Source organism: Priestia sp. P5_B4 (assembly GCF_056400385.1).
The window spans coordinates 1-1,636 of record NZ_JBFULJ010000858.1 but is presented as its reverse complement, the minus strand read 5'-3'; the positions used below and the strand labels follow the sequence as shown (position 1 = coordinate 1,636).

General features: G+C 41.3%; 2 protein-coding genes. Both read right to left on the bottom strand.

The features are described 5' to 3' along the window. Positions 1-16: 16 nt before the first annotated feature. Positions 17-1,015, bottom strand: coding sequence for an ABC transporter ATP-binding protein (locus tag AC1DRF_RS26755; protein WP_427075432.1), 999 nt, complete (start codon positions 1,013-1,015; stop codon positions 17-19). 4 nt (positions 1,016-1,019) lie between these two features. After that, positions 1,020-1,636, bottom strand: a 617-nt coding sequence (locus AC1DRF_RS26750; RefSeq protein WP_477742159.1) for an ABC transporter permease, incomplete at its 5' end; no start/stop codon positions are given.

Here is a 1,636-nt window from a genome sequence, read left to right as displayed (position 1 = left end):
CTATTCATCTATAAATCTAGCTTATAGTTGTTACAAATTTTTGGGCTCTCTCATCTTGAAGCCAGCAGTGCACTTGGTGACTTTCTTTCAGCTTTGTGGACACAGGATACATGCGGTCACATACTTCCATTACGTAAGGACAGCGAGGTGCGAACGAACATCCGGATGGAGGTGCAAATAAATCGGGAGGTGATCCTGCAATAGGCACAAGTTCACTTTCGTATAAATCTAATCGAGGAACTGAACGCAGCAATCCTTTTGTATACGGATGCTGCGGCGTATAAAAGATGTCTCTTCTTGTTCCAATCTCTACAATCTTTCCTGCATACATTACGGCAACACGTTCAGCTACCTGAGCAACTACACCTAAATCATGGGTAATTAAAACAATAGAGACATCCGTTTTCTGCTGAATATCCTTAAACAATTCTAAAATCTGCGCTTGTATCGTGACGTCAAGAGCTGTGGTAGGTTCATCAGCAATTAGCACTTCGGGATTGCATACAAGAGCCATTGCAATAACAATACGCTGTCTCATTCCCCCGCTAAATTCATGAGGATATTGCTTTAGGCGTTCTTTAGGATTTGGAATTCCGACTAGCTCCAGCATTTCAAATGCTTTTTCTTTGGCTTTTTCTTTTGAAATGTTTTCATGTTGCATAATATTTTCTGCAATTTGCTCACCTACGCGAAGAGTTGGATTAAGCGCAGTCATGGGATCCTGAAAAATCATCGAAATATCAGCGCCTCGAATGTCTCGCATTTTCTTTTCTGATAGTTTCGTTAAATCCTGGCCTTTAAATAAAATAGATCCGCTTGTGATCCTGCCCGGAGGTGTCGGAATTAACCTCATAATACTTTGAGATGTCACGCTTTTTCCGCACCCTGACTCTCCGACAATCGCTAGTGTTTCTCCTTTATGTAAATCAAAACTAACGCCTCTTACAGCTTGAACTCGCCCTCCGTAAGTTGAAAACTGTACGTGTAAGTTTTTGATTTGGAGCATTTTTTCCATTTGCTTACCTCCTTAATTTCGGATCAAGTGCATCTTGCAGTCCGTCTCCAAGGACATTAAAAGCAAACATGGTAAGAGAAATAAAAAAAGCGGGAAAAAACAAACGCCACCAATAGCCTGATAGAATCGTTGATAAACCATCGTTTGCCATTACTCCCCAGCTGGCATAAGGAGCTTGTACACTCAGCCCTAAAAAGCTTAAAAAAGCTTCAGCAAAAATGGCAGTTGGTACGGTTAGTGTCATTTGAACGATAATCGGTCCCATCGTATTTGGAAGCAGGTTTCGCTTAATGATACGACTAGTTTTTGTTCCAAACGTTTTGGATGCAAGGACGTATTCATAGTTTTTTATTTGCAATACTTGCCCCCGTACAATTCTCGCCATCCCGATCCAACCTGTAACGGAAAGTGCCACAATAATCGTAGAAAGCCCGGGGCCCATGACTACCATTAGTAAAATCACGACTAATAAATAAGGAAGACCGTATAAAATTTCAATTACGCGCATCATGACATTATCTGTTTTTCCGCCTTTGTAGCCTGAGAATCCCCCGTAAATGACACCGATGATAAAATCAATAAGCGCTGCCATCAGTCCTACAAATAAAGAGATTCTAGCCC

Excerpts from the sequence above, each read along its gene's own strand:
- AC1DRF_RS26755 (WP_427075432.1), bottom strand. The coding sequence starts at position 1,015 with ATGGAAAAAATGCTCCAAATCAAAAACTTACACGTACAGTTTTCAACT.